At 59.9% G+C, this 21335-nt stretch carries 14 protein-coding genes; 8 read left to right on the top strand and 6 right to left on the bottom strand.

Annotated elements, in window-relative coordinates:
• Positions 1-106 precede the first annotated feature (106 nt).
• From ACZ9DP_RS37255 to ACZ9DP_RS37280, 6 genes are all read left to right on the top strand, one after another.
• Positions 107-586 carry a formate dehydrogenase subunit gamma gene (locus tag ACZ9DP_RS37255; RefSeq protein WP_239596644.1) on the top strand — a complete coding sequence of 160 codons (480 nt, stop codon included), beginning with the start codon at positions 107-109 and terminating at the stop codon, positions 584-586.
• Positions 583-2139, top strand: a complete 1557-nt coding sequence (locus ACZ9DP_RS37260) for a formate dehydrogenase beta subunit (protein ID WP_476205375.1) — start codon at positions 583-585, stop codon at positions 2137-2139. Before ACZ9DP_RS37255 ends, ACZ9DP_RS37260 begins: the two co-directional genes overlap by 4 nt.
• 6 nt (positions 2140-2145) lie before the next feature.
• The gene (gene fdhF, locus ACZ9DP_RS37265) at positions 2146-5025 is read left to right on the top strand and encodes a formate dehydrogenase subunit alpha (protein ID WP_476205376.1); all 2880 of its coding nucleotides are present in this window, start codon (positions 2146-2148) and stop codon (positions 5023-5025) included.
• 59 nt (positions 5026-5084) lie between these two features.
• A complete protein-coding gene (gene fdhD / locus ACZ9DP_RS37270; RefSeq protein WP_372432660.1) occupies positions 5085-5852 on the top strand; it encodes a formate dehydrogenase accessory sulfurtransferase FdhD in 768 nt (255 codons plus the stop codon).
• Positions 5842-6087 carry a formate dehydrogenase subunit delta gene (locus ACZ9DP_RS37275; protein ID WP_074069886.1) on the top strand — a complete coding sequence of 82 codons (246 nt, stop codon included), beginning with the start codon at positions 5842-5844 and terminating at the stop codon, positions 6085-6087. The genes fdhD and ACZ9DP_RS37275 overlap by 11 nt, the downstream gene beginning before the upstream one ends.
• 91 nt (positions 6088-6178) lie before the next feature.
• Positions 6179-7837 carry an OFA family MFS transporter gene (locus ACZ9DP_RS37280; RefSeq protein ID WP_074069885.1) on the top strand — a complete coding sequence of 553 codons (1659 nt, stop codon included), beginning with the start codon at positions 6179-6181 and terminating at the stop codon, positions 7835-7837.
• A 113-nt stretch (positions 7838-7950) separates the two neighbouring features.
• On the opposite strand, the gene ACZ9DP_RS37285 is transcribed toward ACZ9DP_RS37280, so the two are convergent.
• The 3 genes from ACZ9DP_RS37285 to rocF form a co-directional block, all read right to left on the bottom strand.
• Complete coding sequence (locus ACZ9DP_RS37285; protein ID WP_074069884.1) at positions 7951-8427, bottom strand: chemotaxis protein CheW; 477 nt, start codon at positions 8425-8427, stop codon at positions 7951-7953.
• A gap of 228 nt (positions 8428-8655) precedes the next feature.
• A complete protein-coding gene (gene rocD / locus ACZ9DP_RS37290; RefSeq protein WP_074069883.1) occupies positions 8656-9855 on the bottom strand; it encodes an ornithine--oxo-acid transaminase in 1200 nt (399 codons plus the stop codon).
• A 12-nt stretch (positions 9856-9867) separates the two neighbouring features.
• The gene (gene rocF / locus ACZ9DP_RS37295; RefSeq protein WP_476205377.1) at positions 9868-10803 is read right to left on the bottom strand and encodes an arginase; all 936 of its coding nucleotides are present in this window, start codon (positions 10801-10803) and stop codon (positions 9868-9870) included.
• Between the two features lie 132 nt (positions 10804-10935).
• Between rocF and ACZ9DP_RS37300 the strand changes: the two genes are divergently transcribed.
• A complete protein-coding gene (locus ACZ9DP_RS37300; RefSeq protein WP_074069881.1) occupies positions 10936-11364 on the top strand; it encodes an Lrp/AsnC family transcriptional regulator in 429 nt (142 codons plus the stop codon).
• On the opposite strand, the gene ACZ9DP_RS37305 is transcribed toward ACZ9DP_RS37300, so the two are convergent.
• The 3 genes from ACZ9DP_RS37305 to ACZ9DP_RS37315 all read right to left on the bottom strand — a co-directional run bounded on the left by ACZ9DP_RS37305 (position 11361) and on the right by ACZ9DP_RS37315 (position 20823).
• A complete protein-coding gene (locus ACZ9DP_RS37305; protein ID WP_476205378.1) occupies positions 11361-18428 on the bottom strand; it encodes a translocation/assembly module TamB domain-containing protein in 7068 nt (2355 codons plus the stop codon). The genes ACZ9DP_RS37300 and ACZ9DP_RS37305 overlap by 4 nt on opposite strands.
• Positions 18429-18490: 62 nt before the next feature.
• Positions 18491-20413: an autotransporter assembly complex protein TamA gene (locus ACZ9DP_RS37310; RefSeq protein ID WP_476205379.1), complete on the bottom strand. Its 1923-nt coding sequence runs from the start codon at positions 20411-20413 to the stop codon at positions 18491-18493.
• Between the two features lie 155 nt (positions 20414-20568).
• Positions 20569-20823: a YMGG-like glycine zipper-containing protein gene (locus ACZ9DP_RS37315; RefSeq protein ID WP_074069878.1), complete on the bottom strand. Its 255-nt coding sequence runs from the start codon at positions 20821-20823 to the stop codon at positions 20569-20571.
• 285 nt (positions 20824-21108) lie between these two features.
• Here ACZ9DP_RS37315 and ACZ9DP_RS37320 point away from each other — a divergent pair.
• A partial coding sequence (locus ACZ9DP_RS37320) for a (2Fe-2S)-binding protein (protein ID WP_476205380.1) occupies positions 21109-21335 on the top strand: 227 nt, incomplete at its 3' end.

The following is a 21335-nucleotide window of genomic DNA, read 5'->3' on the forward strand; positions in this document are numbered from 1 at the left end:
TTGATCGCTCGATGTTTCCCTGAAAGACTCCCTTCGAGATACCGGATCGGCATGGGGAGGCCGTTGCGGTGAGCGACACAGCAAAGCCTCGGGAGGCCTGCCGAAAATGAATGCTCATGTCGCCAATGGCGATATTGCCGAACGCACGCGCGCGATTGTTGGTGCCTTGCGCTCTCTTGAAGGCCCGCTCCTTCCAATCCTTCACGAAGTGCAGGATGAATTCGGCTATGTGCCGCACGAAGCGCTGCCGGTTATTGCGAGCGAGCTCAATCTCTCGCGCGCCGAAGTGCATGGTGTGATGACGTTCTATCACGATTATCGCGATCATCCTGCCGGCCGCCATGTCCTGAAGCTCTGTCGTGCCGAGGCCTGTCAGTCGATGGGCGGCGATGCTGTCGCCGATCGTATGAAGACACTGCTCGGTGTCGATTTCCATCAGACCGCGCTCGACGGCAGCGTGACCTTGGAGCCAGTTTACTGTCTCGGGCTCTGCGCTTGCGCGCCCGCAGCCATGCTCGACGGCGAGCTCTATGGGCGGGTCGATGATGAGACAATTGCCGACCTCGTTGCGCAGGTGCGGCGATGAGCGTGACGATTTTTGTTCCGCGCGACGCCGCAGCGCTAGCGCTCGGTGCCGAGAAGGTGGCTGAAGCGGTTACCCAGGAGATCGCAGCCCGCGGCATCGATGCGAAGATCGTGCGCAACGGCTCGCGCGGAATGTTCTGGCTAGAACCTCTGGTAGAGGTCGAGGTATCGGGCAAGCGCATCGGCTACGGGCCGGTAAAAGTGAAGGATGTCGCTGCACTTTTCGATGCGGGGTTGGTCAGCGGCGGCGATCACGCGCTCTGTCTGGGGGAGGTCGAAGGCCTCCCATTCCTCAAGGAACAGACCCGCCTGACCTTCGCCCGCTGCGGCGTCGTCGATCCGCTTTCTTTGAAAGATTATGAGGCACATGGCGGCCTTGCCGGCCTTCGCCGCGCGGCGGCCATGGCTCCCGCGGACGTGGTCAAGGAGGTGACCGATTCCGGTCTTCGCGGCCGCGGCGGTGCTGGTTTTCCAACCGGCATCAAATGGAAGACGGTACTCGATGCCGCGGGCGAGCGGAAATACATCGTCTGCAATGCAGACGAAGGCGACAGCGGCACCTTCGCAGACCGCATGATCATGGAGGGTGATCCCTTCGTGCTGATCGAAGGCATGGCAATTGCCGGGCTCGCGACGGGTGCGACGAAGGGCTTCATCTATATCCGCTCCGAATATCCCCATGCGATCGCGACAATGACGGAAGCGATCGAGGTCGCCGGCGGCGCCGGCATTCTCGGCGCTTCGGTACTCAGTTCTGGCCGCGCGTTCGATATTGAAGTCAGAACCGGTGCGGGCGCTTATGTCTGCGGCGAGGAAACGTCGCTGCTGAACAGCCTGGAAGGCAAGCGCGGCGTCGTGCGCGCCAAGCCGCCGCTGCCGGCGCACAAGGGACTCTTTGCCTGTCCCACGGTCATCAATAACGTGATCTCGCTGGCCTCCGTTCCGGTCATCCTGGACAAAGGGGCTGTTTTTTACCGCGATTTCGGGATGGGCCGGTCGCGCGGCACAATCCCGCTGCAGATCGCCGGGAACGTCAAGCATGGCGGTCTTTATGAGACGGCCTTCGGGCTATCACTCGGCGATATCGTCGACAGGATCGGCGGCGGGACAGCAACGGGCCGGCCGGTGAAGGCGGTGCAGGTCGGCGGTCCGCTTGGTGCCTATTTCCCAAGGACACTCTTCGATACGCCTTTTGACTACGAAGCCTTTGCTGCCAAGGACGGCCTCATCGGTCATGCGGGCATCGTCATATTCGACGACACCGTGGACATGCTGAAACAGGCGCGGTTCGCCATGGAATTCTGTGCGGTCGAAAGCTGCGGCAAGTGCACGCCCTGTCGCATCGGCTCCACGCGCGGCGTCGAAACCGCAGACAAGATCGCGCAAGGAATCGAGCCGGAAAAGAACCGGGCATTACTCGCCGATCTCTGCAACACCATGAAATTCGGCTCGCTTTGCGCACTCGGTGGTTTCACGCCCTATCCGGTGACGAGCGCGATGACGCACTTCCCGGACGATTTCGCGCCAACACCCCTCATCGAAGCGGCGGAGTAAGGATCCATGTCTCTCGTTCACGAAATCGACTACGGCACCCCAGCTTCGAAATCCGAAACAAGCGTGACGCTGACCATCGATGGCCGTCAGATCAGCGTGCCGGAGGGTACGTCCGTCATGCGCGCCTCGATGGAGGCCGGAATTCAAGTGCCGAAGCTTTGTTCGACCGATATGGTCGACGCCTTTGGCTCCTGCCGCCTCTGTCTCGTGGAGATCGAAGGCCGTAATGGGACGCCCGCATCCTGCACGACGCCGGTTGCAGCGGGCATGGTGGTCCATACGCAGACCGGACGCCTCAAGGATATTCGCCGCGGGGTGATGGAGCTCTACATTTCCGATCACCCGCTCGACTGTCTGACCTGTGCTGCCAACGGCGATTGCGAGTTGCAGGATATGGCAGGCGCCGTCGGCTTGCGCGACGTTCGCTACGGTTATGAAGGCGACAATCACGTCAAGGCACGCAACAACGGCGACAACAATCTCAAATGGATGCCGAAGGACGAGTCGAACCCGTATTTCACGTATGATCCGTCAAAGTGCATTGTCTGCTCCCGCTGCGTGCGTGCCTGCGAGGAAGTGCAGGGAACCTTTGCGCTGACGATCGAGGGCCGCGGTTTCGGCTCGCGCGTTTCGCCGGGCATGCACGAGCACTTCATCGATTCCGAATGCGTTTCATGCGGTGCGTGCGTGCAGGCCTGCCCGACGGCGACGCTGACCGAAAAATCGGTCATCCAAATCGGCCAGCCGGAACATTCGGTGGTGACCACCTGTGCTTATTGCGGCGTCGGCTGCTCGTTCAAGGCGGAGATGCGCGGCGAGGAGCTGGTGCGCATGGTGCCGTGGAAGGACGGCCAGGCCAACCGCGGGCATTCCTGCGTCAAGGGGCGTTTTGCCTATGGCTACTCGGCGCATAAGGACCGGATCCTCAATCCGATGATCCGCGAGAAGGTCACCGACCCTTGGCGTGAAGTGACCTGGGACGAGGCTTTTGCGCACGTGGCGTCGGAATTCCGCCGCATCCAGTATCAGTATGGCCGCGATTCGATCGGCGGCATAACGTCGTCGCGTTGCACGAACGAGGAGACGTTCCTCGTTCAGAAACTCGTGCGCGCGGGCTTCGGCAACAACAATGTCGATACCTGCGCTCGCGTCTGCCATTCGCCGACGGGCTATGGCCTTGGCCAGGCCTTCGGCACCTCTGCCGGTACCCAGAATTTCGACAGTGTCGAGGATTCGGATGTCGTCATCGTCATTGGTGCCAATCCGACGGACGGCCATCCGGTCTTTGCCTCGCGACTGAAAAAACGGCTGCGTCAGGGCGCCAAGCTGATCGTCATCGACCCGCGGCGCATCGATCTCGTCAAAACACCGCATGTCGAGGCTGCCTATCACCTGCCCCTGAAGCCTGGCACAAATGTCGCCGTCATGACGTCGCTGGCGCATGTAATCGTGACCGAAGGGCTCTATGACGAAGCCTTCATTCGCGAGCGCTGCGATTGGTCTGAATTCGAAGATTGGGCGGCTTTCGTCTCGGAGCCCTATCACAGCCCGGAAGAGACCGAGAAGTTCACCGGCGTTCCGGCGCAATCCGTTCGTGGCGCAGCGCGCCTTTATGCGCGCGGCGGAAACGGGGCGATCTACTACGGCCTCGGCGTCACCGAGCACAGCCAGGGTTCCACGACCGTTATGGCGATCGCAAACCTGGCGATGGCGACCGGCAATATCGGCCGTCCGGGCGTCGGCGTTAACCCGCTGCGCGGCCAGAACAATGTGCAGGGCTCCTGCGACATGGGTTCCTTCCCGCACGAGCTGCCGGGTTACCGCCATATCTCGGACGATGCGACGCGCGATATCTTCGAAAAGCTGTGGGGCGTCAAACTCAACAACGAACCCGGACTTCGCATCCCGAACATGCTGGACGCCGCCGTGGATGGCACGTTCAAGGGTTTGTATGTCCAAGGCGAGGACATTCTCCAATCCGATCCGGATACGAAGCATGTGGCGGCCGGTCTTGCTGCAATGGAATGCGTCGTGGTTCAGGATCTCTTCCTGAACGAGACGGCAAACTACGCGCATGTCTTCCTGCCGGGCTCGACCTTCCTGGAAAAGGACGGCACTTTTACCAACGCCGAGCGTCGTATCAACCGCGTGCGCAAGGTCATGACGCCCCGCAACGGTTATGGCGATTGGGAGGTGACGCAGAAGCTGGCACAAGCCATGGGGCTCAGCTGGAATTACCAGCATCCGTCCGAGATCATGGATGAGATCGCGGCAACGACACCGAGCTTCGCGCTGGTTTCATACGACTACCTGGAAAAGATGGGATCGGTTCAGTGGCCCTGCAACGAAAAGTCCCCGCAAGGTTCGCCGATCATGCATGTGAACGGCTTTGTTCGCGGCAAGGGCAAGTTCATCCGGACGGAATATGTCGCGACTGACGAACGGACCGGACCGCGCTTCCCGCTTCTGCTGACGACCGGCCGTGTCCTCAGCCAGTATAATGTCGGCGCCCAGACGCGGCGCACCGACAACGTCGTCTGGCATGCCGAGGACCGGCTGGAAATCCATGCGCATGATGCCGAAATGCGCGGTATTCGCGATGGCGACTGGGTGAAGCTTGCCAGCCGCTCCGGCGATACGTCGCTGCGGGCGCTGATTACCGATCGCGTCGCACCCGGTGTCGTCTACACGACCTTCCATCATCCGAACACGCAGGCAAACGTCATCACCACCGATTTTTCCGACTGGGCGACGAACTGCCCGGAATACAAGGTGACGGCGGTACAGGTCTCGCCGTCGAACGGCCCTTCACAGTGGCAGACCGAATATGACGAGCAGGCACGCCAAAGCCGTCGCATTGCCGGCAAGCTGGAAGCGGCCGAATAATGGAAAGGCGGGCGGCGCGCATTTCCGTCAAACGCATCGCCCGAAAGGGCGGGGTCGTTATGCCGGGTGAGCGCGTCGTGCCGGAGGAGATACCGGTTGCCTTTTCCTACGGCGGCACGGCGCATGCGGTAATGATGGCGACGCCGGAGGACATAGAAGACTTTGCGATCGGATTCAGCCTGACGGAAGGCATAATCCAGGACGCGGGCCAGATCTCCGCAATCGAAATCGTCGATGAGCCGCAGGGTATCGATGTCCAGGTAACGCTGACAGACGATGTCGCCGACGCGTTGCGTGCGCGCCGACGCAGCATGGCTGGACCGGTTGGTTGCGGGCTTTGCGGCATCGAATCGATCGATCAGGCTGTCCGTCCGGTGCCCGATGTTTCCTCTGCGGATCTCAAGCTGACGCATGGCGACATCGTCCGAGCCGTCTCGCTCCTTAATGCCGCCCAGCCGCTTCACAGGGAAACACGTGCGGTCCACGGAGCGGGCTTCTACATTCCTGGTAAAGGCTTGCTCGCCGTTCGCGAGGATGTCGGCAGGCACAATGCACTCGACAAGCTCTGTGGAGCTGTCATTGGCACCGGAACGACCGGCTCAAAGGGGGCTGTAGCCGTCACGAGTCGGCTGTCGGTCGAGATGGTGCAGAAAGCCGCGATCCTGGGAAGCTCTGTCCTCATCGCGATTTCTGCGCCGACGGCTCTTGCCATCCGAACTGCCGAGCAAGCCGGCATGACGCTCGTTGCGCTTGTGCGCGGCGATGACTTCGAGATTTTCACCCACCCGCACCGTATTTTGCCTGAAAGCATTGCCGATGTCGCATGATCCGCATTCAAAGCTCGTCTACATGGCCAACCAAATTGCGACCTTTTTCAAGAGCCAGCCTGAGAGCGAGGCAGCTCAAGGTGTTGCGACGCATATCAACAAATTCTGGGAGCCGCGCATGCGGCGGCAATTGTTTGAAATTCTCGAAAGGGACGACAACCGCTTGAACGCGCTCGTCATTCAAGCCGCACCTCTGATCCGCAGGCCCGAACCGGCCGAATCAATCCGGAAATAAATATCGATTTCACGCTGGAGGGGGCACAGGCATTTCGCCTGCTCAAGCATGAATTATTGCAAGAAAAGTCTTTAATCAGGAGGAATTATTCATGACTGCAGCGGACACAGATACCACAGGTGATTTAGCCGAACTTGGCCTGCTTGATCGGGAGAGGATCATTGCTAAGCCGGGTTTCAATCGCTGGCTTGTGCCGCCGGCAGCGCTCGCCATACATCTTTGCATCGGCATGGCTTACGGCTTCAGCGTCTTCTGGCTGCCGCTTTCGAAATCGCTCGGGATCACGGCATCGACGGCATGCCCCGATCTGACGCTCGCGTCCGCGCTGTTCACGACGATATGTGATTGGCGTGTCGCCGACCTCGGCTGGATCTATACCCTCTTCTTCGTTCTGCTCGGTTGCTCCGCCGCCATCTGGGGCGGCTGGCTGGAGCGTTCCGGACCGCGCAAAGCGGGCTTTGTATCCGCTTGCTGCTGGTGCGGCGGCATTCTCGTTGCTGCCTTGGGCGTGATGACGCATCAGCTGTGGCTGATGTGGCTCGGCGCCGGCGTCATCGGCGGCATCGGTCTCGGCCTCGGCTACATTTCGCCGGTGTCGACGCTCATTAAGTGGTTTCCGGACCGCCGCGGCATGGCGACGGGCATGGCCATCATGGGGTTTGGCGGCGGGGCGATGATCGGCGCACCGCTCGCTAACCTGCTGATGAACCATTTCAAGACCGACACCTCGGTTGGCGTCTGGCAAACCTTCATCGTTATGGCGATCATCTATTTCGGCTTCATGATGGGCGGTGCGTTCGGTTATCGCATTCCACCCGCCGGCTGGCGTCCGGAAGGCTGGACCGCCCCTGCAGCCAAGAGCGCGATGATCACCACCAAGCACGTTCACCTGCGCGATGCGCACAGGACGAAGCAGTTTTGGCTGATCTGGGCGGTGCTCTGCCTCAACGTGTCTGCAGGTATCGGCGTTATCGGCATGGCCTCGCCGATGTTGCAGGAAATCTTTGCTGGTTCGCTGATCGGTTTGCCGGATGTTGGCTTTGCGCAGCTTGACGCGGCGCAGAAAGCATCCATCGCCACGATCGCTGCCGGGTTCGCCGGACTTCTGTCCCTCTTCAACATTGGCGGCCGCTTCTTCTGGGCCTCGCTCTCCGACAGAATCGGCCGCAAGAACACCTATTATTGCTTTTTCATCCTCGGTATCGCGCTTTATGCACTTGCGCCAACCTTTGCGGGCATGGGCAACAAGGCGCTCTTCGTCCTCGCCTTCGCCATCATACTCTCGATGTATGGCGGCGGTTTCTCGACAATTCCAGCCTATCTTGCCGATATTTTCGGCACGCAATTCGTCGGCGCTATCCACGGCCGCCTACTGACAGCGTGGGCAACCGCCGGCATCGTTGGTCCTGTGGTCGTGAACTATATTCGCGAAGCGCAGATAGCAGCCGGTGTTGCGCCGGGACCGGCTCTCTACACAGGGACCATGTATATCCTGGCTGGCATGCTGGCGCTGGGTCTGTTTGCCAACGCCCTCGTCCGGCCGCTTGCCAGCAAGTGGTTCATGTCCGATGAGGAGGTCGCAGCACTTCAGGCGAAATCCGCAGCCGCAAGCATAGGCCCGACCGGCTCGTTCGGTATCGGCAAAGGCGGCTTCGACGCGAAGGCTCTGCTTGCCTGGGCCGTCGTCGGCATCCCGCTGCTTTGGGGCGTATGGGTCACGCTGAAGGCAACCTTTGCGCTGTTCGGTTGATTTGACCATTCTCGAAAATCAAGGCACGCGCGTCGGCGCGTGTTTTTTAATGATGCGCCACCATGAAAAAAGCCGCCTTGCGGCGGCTTCTCCGGAAATCATGCTTAGGTGGCTTACGCTGCCAGTTCGTCGGTTTCGTTTTCCTTGAACATCTTGGCAAGGTTCAGGAAGCAGATCATGCCGTTCTCCGAGGCGATGACGCCTTCGCAGTAAGCGCGATCGAAGGATGCCGTCACTTCCGGTACGGGCTGAACCTGGCTGGAGGCAATCGTCAGAATGTCGGAGACGCGGTCGACAAGCATGCCGATGACCATGCTGTGCACTTCGGCGACAACGATGGCGCTTCGCTCATTGGCGACGGTGCTCTTCATGCCGAGCTTATAGGCGAGATCGATGATCGGGATAACTGAGCCGCGAAGGTTCATGACGCCGATGACATCAGCGGGCGCATGCGGGATCGGCGTCGAGGGCGCCCAGCCGCGGATTTCGCGGATGGTGGTCGTCTTTACGCAGAACTCCTGATCATGCAGGCGGAATGCGATGATCTCGAGAGTGTCGCCGCTGAAGTTTTTTGAGTTGATCGTCGTCATTAGAAAGTCTTCCCAAGCCCGGCAGAAGCGGCTGCGCCACCATTGGCGCGAACACCCCGTGCCTTCACACCACGCGACGCCCTCGCAATGATCTTCGAGGCCTCGTTACGGTTATCCGGGACATTACCGGAAGAGTGTTGCACAAATCTAAATTGTCACAGGAGACCACAAGGTTTTTGGGTTCATTCGCGGTCTTGCATCAACAATAGAAACGAGAAGGTGCTTGCCTTATGCGATCGTCTTCTCGATCTCAGAGATCGCCCATTCCACCTGTTCCTTGGTGATGACGAGCGGCGGCGCCAGGCGGATCGTATTTTCATGCGTATCCTTTGCCAGCAGGCCCCGTTCCTTGAGATTATAGCAGTACTGCCGCGCGCCGCCTGCTTCCGGCTCCAGCTCGATCGCCATCATCAGGCCGCGGCCGCGCACGTCCTTGACGATGTTGGAGCGGATCGACCTCAGGCCGTCGAGGAAGTATGCACCCATCTTCTCGGCATTTTCGATCATGCCTTCCTCAGTGAGCACCTTCAGCGCCGCACGCGCGACGGCGCAAGCAAGAGGGTTGCCTCCAAACGTCGAGCCATGCTGGCCGGGTTTCAGCACGCCGAGAACTTCCGAGTTGGAAAGGACGGCCGATACCGGATAGAAACCACCGGAAAGCGCCTTGCCGATCAGCGTCACGTCGGCTTCAATGCCCTCATGCTCCTCCGCCAGGAATTTGCCCGTCCGGCCGAGACCTGTCTGGATCTCGTCGAGGATCAGCGTGACGTTGTTGGCGGTGCACAACTCACGGACACGCTTGAAATATCCCTCAGGCGGGATGATGACACCGGCTTCGCCCTGGATCGGCTCGATGAGGGCGGCAACGGTGTTCTCGTTGATGGTGGCGGCGAAGGCTTCCGCATCGCCGAAGGGAACCATGCGAAAGCCTGGCGTATAGGGGCCGAAGCCGGCACGTGCGTCCGGATCGGTGGAAAAGCTGACGATAGTGAGCGTCCGGCCATGGAAGTTATCGGCGCAGACGATGATCTCCGCCTTTCCTTCCGGAACGCCCTTTACTTCATAGCCCCATTTGCGAACCGCCTTGATGGCCGTCTCAACGGCTTCGGCGCCGGAGTTCATCGGCAGGATCTTGTGAGAGCCGGTGAGCGTGGCCAGCTCCTCATAGAGATGTGCGAGCTGGTCGTTGCGGAATGCGCGCGAGGTAAGAGTGAGCTTTCCGGCCTGTTCGACCATCGCCGCCAGGATCTTCGGATGGCAGTGTCCCTGATTGACCGCCGAATAGGCGGAAAGGCAATCTAGATACCGCTTGCCGTCCGTATCCCAGACGTACACCCCTTCGCCGCGGGTCAGGACGACGTCGAGCGGCTTGTAGTTATGCGCACCAAGCTGGTGTTCGGTGGCGATCAGATCTGCGGATGTGCTCATGGCTGCTTCCCCTTATGCGGCGCGTGTCGGACGATCGAAGATGCGGCGGCCGAAGAGGCTTGCCGTCAGTTCCACGAGAACGCGGGCACTCTTGCCGCGATCGTCCAGAAACGGATTGAGCTCGACGAGATCAAGCGACGAAACGAGCCCGCTGTCGGAAAGCATTTCCATGACGAGGTGCGCTTCGCGAAATGTCGCGCCGCCCGGGACGGTGGTGCCGACGCCAGGTGCGATATCCGGGTCGAGGAAATCGACATCGAGGCTTACATGCAGAAGGCCGTTCGCTTTTTCGATTGTGCTGACGATATGGCGCATGGTGGCTGCGATGCCCTGCTCATCGATCGAGCGCATGTCGAAGACGTTGACGCCGTGCTTTTGGATTTCCACGCGTTCGGACGGATCGACGGAGCGGATGCCAACCTGGAACACATTGCGCGGGTCAACGAGGGGCCGGTCCTTAGGCAGGATTTCGGCGACCTCGGCCTGACCGCTGAAGAAAGCGACGGGCATGCCGTGCATATTGCCGGAAGGCGACGTCGCCGGCGAATTGAAGTCGGAATGGGCGTCGAGCCAGAGCACGAAGAGCGGGCGGTCTTTTTTGGCCGCGTAACGTGCCATGCCGGAGACACTGCCCATCGACAGGCTGTGGTCGCCGCCGAGAATCAGCGGAAAGCGTCCGGCCGCAGCGGCCTCGTAGGTGCTGGCTTCCAGCGCACGCGTATAGGCGCCAATGAGACGCAGATTGTGCGCCTTCGGATGGTTCGGAAGGTCACGTGCCGGAACGACGTGGATGTCGCCTTCATCGCGCACATCGTGGCCGAGGTCTATCAGTGTCTGGTCCACACCGGCAATGCGTAGCGCTGCCGGCCCCATCGCCGCCCCGCGCCGGCCCGAGCCTTCCTCTACCGGAACACCAATGAGTGTGACTGATCGAGATTGAACTTCCATTCTGGGCGCTCCGGATTCGAAATTGGATTAGCGCATATTCGGATATCGACGTGACGGCAAAAAGATGGAAAAGTGTCAGAAATGAAATCCGATTATGCACTTTGCTAAGTGTGTTTCGACAAAGTGATCGCCATGGACGACCTTGATCAAGAACTTCTAAGCGCGCTTCGCCATAATGCTAGAACGCCGGTATCCTCTCTCGCCGCGATGACTGGCGCGTCGCGCGCGACCGTTGCCGCCCGTATCGACCGGCTTGTTGCAAGCGGCACCATTGCCGCTTTTACCATCCGGACCGGCCATGAAACGCGCGCCGCCGGCGTTCGTGCCATCGTCATGATCGAGGTACTCGGCAAGCTCGCCGACCGAGTAGCCGATCAGTTGCGCGGTCTCCCGCAGGTACGCGCGCTGCACAGCACCAACGGCAAATGGGATTTCGTCGCGGAGCTTGAGGATCGCGATCTCGTCTCCTTCGACGAGACGCTCCGCCGTATCCGGCTCATCAACGGCATCAATTCGACTGAAACCAGTATCCTGCTGAAAACCCGGAAGTCCGGATTCTAGTATTCATGTTCGTAGACGATGCCGGCTTCGCCGGCGCCATTTCCACCCGCAGCACCACGTAATTTCACGCCACGCCCGACATCGAGATTGATGACTGCCTTGGCGCCTGCTTCGCCGCCTTGCTGCAACTCGAAATAGGTGCGCTCGTTCAGATAGCGGCCGACGCTGACACTTGTCTGCCCCTTCTCGTCGGTGCTGATGTTGAGGTCGTCGACACCAAGTTGGTTGCGGAGCCCCTCGAAAAGCGAGGTCGAACGTCCACCCGCCAGCTGGCTCACCGCATCGGCGAGCTGCGCGATCTGGACCGGCGAGAGCTTCGACATCGATTGGCCGAATATGAGCTGCGCCAGCACTTCATCCTGCGGCAAGGTCGGCGAGGACGAGAAGGTGATCGAGGGATCTGTCGCAAGTCCCGTGACATCGACGGTGAGCGTCGTCGTTCCCGAAGTGGAGCTCGCTTCCATATCGAGCGCCGGCGTCAAGTCGCCAGCAAACGTAATGCGGCTCTTGTCGGTGAAGTTCAGGCGGCGATTAAGCATGGTCAAGCGTCCGCGACGCATGGTGAAGCCGCCGGAAACGACGGGCGTTGCCGCCGTTCCTCTGATCGTGACACTGCCTCCAAGTTCCGAATCGATGCCGCGGCCGCGGACGAAGATTTTCGACGGCGCGCTAATCTGCAGGTCGAGCGCGAGCGTCGTTGATTTCTCGCCGGCCTTCTGCGCGTTTTCGTCGCGCAGCTGGGCACGCACCGCAGGTGGTGCATTCACGTGCTTAATGTTGATTTCGCGCAGTGAAGTCGGCAGCTTGTCCGGCACGGTGATCGATGCTTTTTCGACGTTCAACCTGCCGCTCAGCACCGGGTTGGTGAGAAGCGGACCCCGCAGACCGAGATTGCCATCGACCGTCGCGACGACAAGCGTTCCGTCAACATAGACTGCCTTGTCCAGCCTAACCTCGATGTTTACCGGATAGCCGCTGCCCGGCCGGATCCCGACCGTACCGCTCGCCGTAACGCTGCCGCCGCTCGCGAAATTGCCGCTTAGGCGGGAAATGGTGGCCTGCTCGCCATTCATGGTGATGTTGGCGACGACATTGTCGAGCGCAAGGTTCCTGCGGACATCGACCAGCTTGGCGCCGCTGGTCGCGATAGACCCGTTGATGACGGGGCCGGCGGCCGTGCCGGTGACACGGAGGTCTATGTCGGCGGTACCATCCGCGACAAAGCCCTGTTGCGCCAACTGTGCAGCCAAGATGGCAAAGGGGAGGTTGCCGCGGAATTGCAGGTTGAGGGCCTGACTGCCGGTGATCGCAACGGTGCCGCCACCCTTCATCGAAAGGCCGCTGTCGCCGGTAAGGTCGGTATCGATGGTGAGTGTGTTATCGGCGAGCTCGCCGTTCGCGGTGATTGCGAAAGGCGAGAGCCCGGCGCCTTTGGTTTGGCTGGTCGCCGCATTCTTCCAGTTGAGCTTGAAATCAACCTTCGGAGCGGAAAGCGACCCCGAAACCGATGCGGTTCCGGAGATCGTTCCTTCGGCGGCGAGGCCCGGTACGAAACCGTTTGCCACGCTCGCCGGAAGATTGGAGACATTGGCGTCCACCTTGAGGCTCTTGACGACTGTGCCCTCTATCATGACATTGCCGCCGGCTTTCAGCGTGACGTTGTCAGCGCCGTTCATGTTAGCATCGAAGTCGAGCCTGTTGTTCGCAAGCTTGCCGGTCGCGTTCACCGCGAGCTGGGACAGTCCTGCCTTCTTGGTGTGGCTGGTTGCCGCGTTCTTCCAGTTGAGTTTGAAATCGGCTGTCGGGGAAGCAAGGCTTCCCTCAGCCACAACCGTGCCAGAAAGGACACCTTCTGCCGCAAGGCCTGGCACGAAATTGTTGGCGATGCCTGCCGGTAGATCGGCAATGTCGGCGTCCACCTTCAGGCTCTCGACTGTCTTGCCGGCAATTGCGACATTGCCGATAGCTTTCAACGAAGCTCCGTCAGCACCGCTCGCATTCGCGTCGAAATCGAGCTTGTTGTCGGCAAACTTTCCGGTCGCGCTGAGGTTCAGCGACGACAGCTTGGCGCCCTTCGTCTGACTTGTCGCCAAGTCCTTCCAATCGAGTCTGAAATCAACGGCAGGTGAGGAGAGCGTCCCAGAGGCTGTCACCGTTCCCGAAACGGTACCCCCGGCAGCCAGGCCCGGGACGAAGCCGTTTGCGATGCTTGCTGGAACGTTGGTGACGTTCGCGTCAATCTCCAAGCTCTGAATAGTCTTTTCAGCAACAACGACCTTGCCCGCCGCTTTCAAAGCCACGCCATCGGCGGCATTCGCACTTGTATCGAAGTCGAGCCTGTTATCGGCAAATTTGCCAGTGGCGCTCAGCCCGAGCGCTTTCAATCCGGCACCCTTGGTCTGGCTTGTGGCTGCGTCTTTCCAGTCGAGGTCGAAATCGACGGCCGGCGCAGCAAGTGTTCCCGATGCCTTGGCAGTTCCGGAGATCGTGCCCTCCGCGGCAAGTGCGGGCACGAAGCTGTTTGCAATGCTTGCCGGGACATTGTTGAGATTGGCATTGACGTCGAGACTTTGGACCGCCGTGCCGGCGATAACAATGCTCCCGTCCGCGCTCAGTCCCGTGTTGGCTGCCCCGGTCAGATCTGCATCGAAGTCGAGCTTGTTATCTGCGAGTTTGCCGGTGGCGCTCAGGCCGAACGGAGCAAGCTTCGCCTGTTTCGTCTGGCTCGTGGCTGCGTCTTTCCAGTCGAGATCGAAATCGACGGCCGGCGCAGCAAGTGTTCCCGATGCCTTGGCAGTTCCGGAGATCGTGCCCTCCGCGGCAAGTGCGGGCACGAAGCTGTTTGCAATGCTTGCCGGGATATTGTTGAGATTGGCATTGACGTCGAGACTTTGGACCGCCGTGCCGGCGATAACAATGCTCCCGTCCGCGCTCAGTCCCGTGTTGGCTGCCCCGGTCAGATCTGCATCGAAGTCAAGCTTGTTATCTGCGAGTTTGCCGGTGGCGCTCAGGCCGAACGGAGCAAGCTTTGCCTGTTTCGTCTGGCTCGTGGCTGCGTCTTTCCAGTCGAGGTCGAAATCGACGGCCGGCGCAGCAAGTGTTCCCGATGCCTTGGCAGTTCCGGAGATCGTGCCCTCCGCGGCAAGTGCGGGCACGAAGCTGTTTGCAATGCTTGCCGGGACATTGTTGAGATTGGCATTCACGTCGAGGTTTTGGACCGCCGTGCCGGCAATCACGACATTGCCGTTTGCCTTGAGACCCATTTCGGCTGGGCCCGATAGGTTCGCATCGAAGTCGAGCTTGTTATCGGCAAATTTGCCAGTGGCGCTCAGCCCGAGCGCTTTCAATCCGGCACCCTTGGTCTGGCTTGTGGCTGCGTCCTTCCAGTCGAGGTCGAAATCGACGGCCGGCGCAGCAAGTGTTCCCGATGCCTTGGCAGTTCCGGAGATCGTGCCCTCCGCGGCAAGTGCGGGCACGAAGCTGTTTGCAATGCTTGCCGGGACATTGTTGAGATTGGCATTCACGTCGAGACTTTGGACCGCCGTGCCGGCGATAACAATGCTCCCGTCCGCGCTCAGTCCCGTGTTGGCTGCCCCGGTCAGATCTGCATCGAAGTCGAGCTTGTTATCTGCGAGTTTGCCGGTGGCGCTCAGGCCGAACGGAGCAAGCTTCGCCTGTTTCGTCTGGCTCGTGGCTGCGTCTTTCCAGTCGAGATCGAAATCGACGGCCGGCGCAGCAAGTGTTCCCGATGCCTTGGCAGTTCCGGAGATCGTGCCCTCCGCGGCAAGTGCGGGCACGAAGCTGTTTGCAATGCTTGCCGGGATATTGTTGAGATTGGCATTGACGTCGAGACTTTGGACCGCCGTGCCGGCGATAACAATGCTCCCGTCCGCGCTCAGTCCCGTGTTGGCTGCCCCGGTCAGATCTGCATCGAAGTCAAGCTTGTTATCTGCGAGTTTGCCGGTGGCGCTCAGCCCGAGCGCTTTCAATCCGGCACCCTTGGTCTGGCTTGTGGCTGCGTCCTTCCAATCAAGATCGAAATCAACGGCCGGTGCGGAGAGCCTTCCAGAAGCGGATACGGTCCCGGTTATCGCGCCTTCGGCTGCAAGATCCGGAACGAAGCCGTTGGCGATGCGCGCCGGAAGGTTGACGACATCGGCATCGATTTTCAGGCTTTGTCCGTCCGTTCCGGCCACAACAACATTTCCGCGGGATTTCAAGGACAGTCCCTCGGAACCATCGACACTTGCGTCGAAGTCGAGCTTGTTATCGGCGAATTTTCCGGTCGCGGCGACGCCGAACGGCGCAAGATGCGCGCTCTTGGTGTGGCTAGTTGCGGCATTCTTCCAGTCGAGCTTGAAATCCGCAACCGGCGTCGCCGGCGTTCCCTTGACCGATACCGTGCCGGAGATGGCACCTTCGGCATTCAGCTTGGGAACGAAACCGTTGGCGAGGCTTGCGGGCAGGTCGCTGATGACCGCATTGATGTCGAGCGTCTCGCCCGCCGAGCCGGTCACCGCCACGGAACCGCTTCCGGTCTTGACCGTGAGGCCGCTCAACGCGGCCTGGCCGTTCGCAATCGCGATTTCGGCGGGTTGGGAGAGCTCAACCGGAATGTTGCGTGGTTTGCCTGAAAATCGATCGAGCCGGATCGTCGTCGCGCCTGCTTTTGTTTCAAGATCACCTTCGGCAAGCACCGGATTATCGTCGTAGGCAGCGTTAAGATCGAACTTCGTGCGGTTCTGTTGCTGCACGAAGTTCAGCACCGGTTCAGCGAGCTTGTTGGCGCCTGCCGACATCTCGCCGGCCTTGACGATGCCGTTGGCGGAAAGGGCTTTGAGATCGGTGACGGTGATAGCGATGTCCGGTCTCACGATCGAAAACGTGTCGCGCTGCAAGCCATTTCCTGCGGCCGTCACCCTTAGCGCGATCTTGCCATTGTCGTTGGCGATGTCGAGCGCACCCTTGAGATCGCCTTGGGCTCTCTGCCCGCCGAGTGCGGCTAGCAGGCCGATATCCGGAAAATCGAAGGTGAGCGCTCCGGTCGGCTCGAAGCGTGAGGACAGTTGGACATTGCCTCGCAGCCGGTTGCTGCCGACGTCCGCACTGAAAGACGGAACGTTGATGACACCGCCTTTGGACTGTGCGTCGGCAACGATGGAAATCGGTTGGCCGTCGATCGTGACCTTGGCATTGATGGTACCTTGCGGTGCGTCAGGATCAGCCGCGCCGGAAATGTTGACGTCCAGGTCACCAAGCGTGCGGCCAGCGGTGCGAAGAGTTGCGGCCTTCAGATTTGCCTTTATCGCCAGGGCTGTCAGTGGGCCGCTAGCATTGACCGTATAGCTCGCCTCGCCTTCGGCAGTTTCCAGAAGCTTCCTTACATCCGGCAGCCGCCCGGAAAGGCTGGCGGTGAGGCTTTCGCCGTCAAGCACCACGGAGCCGGCAGTTTCGATCGTTCCGGATTTGACGACGAGATCCGAGAGGTTGATCTTGGACGGAATGGTTCCGGCGATCTGTGTATCGATCGAGATCGGCGTATCGAAGCGCGACGCGATAGCAGGCGGCAGTGCCGCGGGTTGAACTGTAAGCTTCGCATTTCCCGTCAGCGTGTTGTCGGTAAGCTTGTAGGTGCCGTTGACGGTGCCGCTTGCATTGGCGCTTTCAAATGTCGTCCCGTTGAAGCCTACGCCATCGGCGGAGATTTGGAGCGGCGCGGCAAGCGTTACAGGACCTCGTACTGCCCGATTGACATCCGGGTTCAGGAACGTCGTATCACCGGCAACCATGCGCAATTGAATGGCACCGGAACGCTTGGCCAGGTTGAAAGCGTCGCTCTTTGCCGTCAGCTTTACGTTGCCGATCGTCGCCTGAGGCAATGTTGCGGCATCGAGCGAAGCACTGGCGTTCAGCCGTGCCGATTGCGCATCGCCCGTGAGGGCGAGGTTTAGACCGGTCACCATGAAACGGGCTTCGCCATCGGCAAGCGGCCAACGAAAATCGACGGGGCCCGACGTACCGAGCACGTTGACGTTCAGGCTGTTGTTTCCCGCCCGATCGAGGGTGCCGGATGCCGCAATGACGACGCTGCCGGTTGCTATGTTGCCAGTCTGGATATCGAGTTTGCCTCTATTGTTGAAGGTGGCGGAGACATCGATGTTCGTCTGGCCGGAAAACAATGGCCGGAAGGCCGGCGGCAGAAGGGTGCTCAGATCGCCGCCGCCCTTGAGATCAAGATGGTGCAGGCCGTCCTGTGTGAGCGCATGATGTCCTTTGATTGAAGCGCGTTGCTGACCGTCCAGGGCGGCTTGAAGCCTGCCGTTCCAATCCGAAACCGGCCCTTCGCCATCGACGACGATATCGACTGAAGGATCGCCCGGCAGCGATAGGAAAGCTGCAACCAGCCCCCCCTTCGGTTCAGATAGCTGCGCCTTCAGCCGCAACTGGTTCTGATCGGGCATGAACGCCAAATCAGCCGAGAGCTTGGCGTCCGGCACATCGTGACGACTGATATTGATTACGGCATTCCCGCCATTCTGGTCGGCCTGCAGATTGCCGCGCGCCGTTAAAGTAAACGCGCGTCCCGCGAATTTCTCGCTCAGATTGATGTCCGAGATGGCGATCCTGTCGACATCGATCTTGATCGGCAGGCTGAATCCCTCGTCCTCACCGCTTGCTGGTGGTGAGGGAATGGTACGCACCGGCTTTCGGATAATATTGACCGAGCCGAGGGAGAGTTCGCTTGCGTGGAATGCGCCGCGGAGCAGCGCCAGCGGGTTCCAGTCTATCGAGAGACCGGTTATCTGCGCGAATACCCCGCGCGTATCTGAGATCGTTATCTCCGCAGCGCGTAATCCGCCGGTCAGCAGGCCGCTTGGCTCGCGGACCGCAATTTTCATGTCGCGGTTCGAAAGGGCTTCCGCGACTTCCTCCGTGACAATGCGCGAGCCGAACGAGGTGAAGCCGAAGATCGCAATGGCTATCGCGGCAAGGATCAGTGCAGCACCGGTCGCAAAGCCGATCACACGGATGGTCCAACTCACGAATTTCGTCAGCGCTTGCATGAAGGCGGAACTACCCTGTTCTCGTCATTGTTCGCGGGTTTGAAATCCGCGAACATCGCATTCTAGAATGACTGGCCGATCCCGGCATAGATGCCGTAACTCGTGCCATTCTCGTACTTGTTCAACGGTACGGCAAAATCAAGCCGCAGGGGCCCAAAAGGCGTGGCGTAACGTATTCCGATGCCGGCACCGGCCCGGATGTCGGAAAAATCGGGAAACTCCTCGCTCCCCACTGTTCCGACGTCGATGAAAGGAACGATGCCGATGGTCTCGGTGATCCTGACGCGCGCTTCCAGCGAGGCGGTGACATAGGATTTGCCGCCCGTCGCTTCATCCTCAGCGTTGTAGGGGGAAATCTCCTGATAGCCATACCCCCGAACCGAGCCGCCACCGCCGGCAAAAAAACGTCTCGTTGCGGGAATGTCCGGCAATTCTCCGCCAATCAGCAGGCCGGCCGCCACCTTGCCAGCGAAGACAACATTGTCTTCCGCGCCGATCGACTGGTAGCCGGTTATCGAACCCTCGAAGGACGAGAAGATCGTGCTGCCGAACATCTCATAGCTCGGCGTCGCTGCAAGCGTTGCCCGGTACCCTTCCGTGGGGTTGAGTTTGTTGTCGCGCGCATCGCGCTCGTAGGTAAGCGGCAGGGCGAAAGTCAGATATTCATTGTCGCCGAAGGCGTCATCGTCCTTTTCATAGCTGATTTCAGTGCTCGCCGAGGCGGTATCCTGATCCGTCAGCTCGTAAGACAGGCCGAGCGACGCGGTGATCAGGGATGCGTTGTAGGCATCGGGATTTTCGGTCTTTGCGAGAATGCCGGCCTTCAGCGTTGCGGCAGGGAAAAAGGCGCCGGGTTTGGTGAAGAGAATACCTGTCGAGTAGTCGAGATTTCCGATGTCGTTTTCGCCGAGGCGGCCAACGGTGCCCTCGATTCGAAGGGATTCCGCTTCGCCGAAAAGGTTGCGGTGTCCCCAATAACCTTGGACCCCCATGCCGTCTATCGTCGAATAATTGGCGCCGACACCGAAATAGCGCTGCTTGCCTTCCGAGACTTCGATCGTCATCGGCAACGTACCATCGGCGGCGAGGCTATCGGCTTCGTGAATGGTGACGCTCGAAAAAACGCCGAGCGCGCGCAACCGTTCGCCAGCCTTCTTGAGTGCCTCGGGAGAATAGGCGCCCCCTCTTTCAAGGCGCGAATAACGCTGGATGAACGCAGGTTTGACGGCTTTCTGCCCGGTGACGCCGATATTGCCGATCGGGGCTACCGGACCGCCTTCCGTCGCGATGACGATATCGACCGTCTTGGTGCGGTGATCGGCCACCACTTGGCGTGTGGTCAGCTTCGCAAGCGGTCGGCCCTCGCTCTTCAGCTGTTCGACGATCTTGTCCCCGGCCTTGATGATCGTCAGCGATCCGGCCACTTCGCCAGGCGCCAGGTCGTAATCGGCGGGATTGCGGCTTGCAGCATCGCCGCCGAACTGCACTTCCTTGACCCGGAAGACCGGTCCCGGCTCGATGGCGACTTGAACGGGAACGGACCTGGACCGGTCGAAGGTCGGGTTGGGAGGCAGGTCGTCGATGTTCTTTCCGTCGATCGTGATCGTCACGACGCCGCCGTAGCGCGCATTTTCATAGAGCGCCGCGATCAGGCGGTCGCGGTCGTCGCGTGCCTTGACGACAATGCCGAGATCGCCGGAAACGGGGCGTTCCTCGTCGCCGATCAGACGCGAACTATTCTCCAAAGCCTCTTTGAGATCAGGATCGGCGGTATTCGTTGTAAGATTGGCGTCGTAGCGCACAGGATCAGGCACCTGCTCGCTGTCATTCTCGTCTTCGCCAAAAATGGTAATTCCGAAAAGCTTGAATGCATGGGCCTCGCCAGTCAGAACCGGTGAAAACGCAGCCGTCGCCGCGATCACCATCATGGTGCCTGCCCGCCGATACGCAAAACCCGATTTCGGTGTCTTCCCTCTGATATGCATCCGCCGCTTTTGATTACATGCGTTGCCCAGCAATTAACAGCTTAGCGGCAAAAATGCACGAGGTGTACCGATTTAAGCTATTTTCGAGCTAATTTAGCACGAAAGATGAAAAATCCCGGTTTGCAGCCGGGATTTTAGGACCTTGGCACTCCGTCTCAGGGGCAATCGTCGATGTAGCGGCGACCATAGCGGTCGCGATAGTAGCATTGCCCGGGCTGTTCCGAGACTCTGCCAATGACGGCACCTGTGACGCCGCCGATCGCAGCGCCGACTGCGGCTCCGCGAACATTGCCTGTGGCGACCCCGCCGATGACCGCGCCAGATGCCGCACCGATCCCGGCACCCCGCTCCGTCGGCGTGCAGCTCGCGATCGAGAGGCCGATCAGAGCAAATGCAATTGCTTTCTTCATTTTTTCTCTCCGAGGTTGACTGCCGCTTGGCAGCCGCTGTCCCTTCACGGTGTCTTTTTGACGGTGTCTTTTTGACAATTAAAACTATGTCGCAAGAGGATGGCGTCCAGCTTGCAGCTGAAATTTTTGTGATCACGGTTGTTTTCAATCCGATTCAGATGTCATGAGGAGTCATGCAGTCGTCCGTAGAGCAAATTTGGCAGAACTCCCCAAAGTAGCGGTTGATCCCCAAGCGAAAAAGTCAAATGATGTTCCTGTGCCTGGAGGAGGCACGAGGAGAAAATCATGGCGAAGGTGAAACTGACGGTGAACGGCCGGGCGGTGAGCGGCGACTGTGAAGAGCGCACGCTTCTCGTCCATTTCATTCGCGAAAAACTAGGCCTGACGGGAACTCATGTGGGCTGCGATACGACGCAGTGCGGCACCTGCGTCGTTCATATGGACGGCAAGTCGGTCAAGAGCTGCACGATCCTCGCCGTTCAGGCATCGGGCTCGTCGGTCACGACGATTGA

The sequence above is a fragment of the Rhizobium sp. USDA 4016 genome (genome assembly GCF_056279705.1).